This is a genomic window from Photorhabdus aballayi, from assembly GCF_026153155.1.
Classification (GTDB): Bacteria; Pseudomonadota; Gammaproteobacteria; order Enterobacterales; family Enterobacteriaceae; genus Photorhabdus; species Photorhabdus luminescens.
Genome location: NZ_JAPFCD010000135.1, coordinates 1 through 1,270, shown reverse-complemented (window position 1 = coordinate 1,270; position 1,270 = coordinate 1). Strand labels below are relative to the sequence as shown.

Below are 1,270 nucleotides of genomic sequence, written 5' to 3'. Positions count from 1 at the left end.
GAAAATGGCTCTCATTCCCCTCTGTGTTTTTTTTCGTCACGCGAGGCTGAAACTCAGGGGATCGTTTTATTAATTCAACCAAAATTGCCGTTTGTCACCACCTCTGTATTTCTCGTCATCGCGTATTTGAGGGCCTCGCACAGCGGAGAAAAACAAGGTTTGTCATTGAGAAAAGGGATGTGTATCGTGCCTGGTTATTGGTTAAAATCAATCAAGGTGCGGCAGGCGTAGATGGTCAAACCATCGCGGATTTTGAATCCAATCTGAAAGATAATCTGTACAAACTCTGGAACCGCTTATCATCGGGCAGTTATTATCCGCCAATGGTGAAAGGTGTTGCTATTCCTAAGAAGTCGGGAAGTGAACGTCTGCTTTTCTGAACATGTTCTCGGCTCATGCTGGAGCTCAGACGTTATATGCGTAAATTTAATGGCATACTAAAGGAACATTTTGAGTTTTTTCTCAAGGAATGTGAGTGGGAAATTTAACACATCGGGTGTAAAAAACTAATTACATATTCTAAAGGAAAAATAAATAAGGTTTCATAATTTCGCTACACATGGTTTTCTTCAACTCATTGTTATACATAGGGTTGTTGGTAGATAAGGTGTAGCACCATTTTGGAAAATTATTTATAATCGTTATCTAGGACAGCCCCTTATTTTAATTTGCAAATTTATTTTCCCCATCTATATTAATTATGTAGTTGGATTTATAAAGCTGTGATTTTTTATGCAAACAATAAACAATAAACAATAGAAGTTAACAATAATGGGGATAAACCATGCCAATAGTTTTCAAATCAATTAGTAGTACACTCAGCACCTCATCTAGTTCATGGGTAAATATCTCAGGGCTTTCTATCAGCGTAAATGAGCAAGCCTTTCAAGGCTCAAGCAAAGCATTGGTTATATTAAACATTCCAACTCCGTATGCTACGGGAAGTGATTACCCAGGGATAGAATTTGCAATCACCATGAATTCCACCGTTCTAGCGTCTGGCGCAATGAGTTACTCTGATAAATCCCCGTCTAATCCCGGGCGAACTCCATTTACCCTACAAACATGTATCGATTTAACGAATATTGAGAATTTGGGTGCAATACAAGCGCAATGGAGAAGCATACGAGGGAGCACCGCACATATTGACTCTTATTGTAGTATCAGTGCAATTATCAATGAAGTACAACCTGGACATTAAGTTATCCTACTAAATGCCAGTAATAGTGCCCAGATGTTAAATAAGGTTTCATAATTCCGCTACACATGA

At 38.6% G+C, this 1,270-nt stretch carries 1 protein-coding gene and 3 pseudogenes; all 4 read left to right on the top strand.

Annotation, left to right across the window (positions count from 1 at the left end):
- A pseudogene (locus OO184_RS25540) lies at nucleotides 1-155 on the top strand (transposase); the annotation flags it as partial.
- Nucleotides 156-164: 9 nt separating this feature from the next.
- Nucleotides 165-374: pseudogene (locus OO184_RS24895) on the top strand (group II intron reverse transcriptase/maturase); the annotation flags it as partial.
- A 36-nt stretch (nucleotides 375-410) separates the two neighbouring features.
- Nucleotides 411-510 (top strand): annotated as a pseudogene (locus OO184_RS24890) (IS1595 family transposase); the annotation flags it as partial.
- A 274-nt stretch (nucleotides 511-784) separates the two neighbouring features.
- The gene (locus OO184_RS24885; protein WP_265381448.1) at nucleotides 785-1,201 is read left to right on the top strand and encodes a hypothetical protein; all 417 of its coding nucleotides are present in this window, start codon (nucleotides 785-787) and stop codon (nucleotides 1,199-1,201) included.
- The last annotated feature ends 69 nt before the right edge of the window (nucleotides 1,202-1,270 follow it).

Excerpts from the sequence above, each read along its gene's own strand:
- OO184_RS24885 (WP_265381448.1), top strand. The coding sequence starts at position 785 with ATGCCAATAGTTTTCAAATCAATTAGTAGTACACTCAGCACCTCATCT.